The 609-nt window shown below is 50.4% G+C and carries 1 protein-coding gene; it reads right to left on the bottom strand.

Annotated features, from left to right (window positions below):
* Positions 1-609 (bottom strand): tyrosine-type recombinase/integrase (locus tag L0951_RS13665; RefSeq protein WP_234111813.1); only part of this gene is annotated, 609 nt, incomplete at both ends.

The raw sequence follows: 609 nt of genomic DNA, 5'->3' as shown, positions 1-609 counted from the left end.
CAGCGGACTTTTGATTTTCGATTTGGAAACATCCGTTACATGAGTGTAGATCTGTGTTGTTTTGATGGAGTGATGGCCTAAGAGTTCCTGTATAAAGCGGATATCGGTACCCGTTTCCAGCAGGTGGGTGGCAAAGCTGTGCCGCAGGCCGTGAATGCCGATTTTCTTGTTGATACCCGCCTTTTCCATCGCCCTTTTGAACACTGCCTGCGCCGACCTTACTGAATACGCGCCGCCATCCTGTCCCTCGAAAAGGTAGACCTTCGGCCGGTAGGTCAAATAATAGTCCCGAAGTTCCGGGAGCAGACTTTCGGGGAGCACGGCGATGCGGTCTTTCTTGCCTTTGCCCTGCTCTATGCGTACCAGTTTTTCGGCACTGTCGATATCGATAAGTTTCAGTGCCACCAGCTCGCTTACGCGCAGTCCCATGCCATAGCATACTTTCAAAATGAGGCAGTGCTTGGGGTTTTCGACCGCGGCTATTATTTTTTTGATTTCGGCTTTGGTGAGCATCTTTGGCAGCAGCTGCTTTTTTTTGGGTCTTGGGATGTCGAAAAACATTTTCTGGCGGTGCAGCACCTGCTCGAAATAGAGTTTCACGGCGTTCAT

Origin of the sequence: Chryseobacterium sp. R2A-55 (genome assembly GCF_021401085.1) — a bacterium.
Lineage (GTDB): Bacteria > Bacteroidota > Bacteroidia > Flavobacteriales > Weeksellaceae > Kaistella.
The sequence above is the reverse complement of the archived record's forward strand: the minus strand, read 5'-3'. Positions and strand labels throughout refer to the sequence as shown.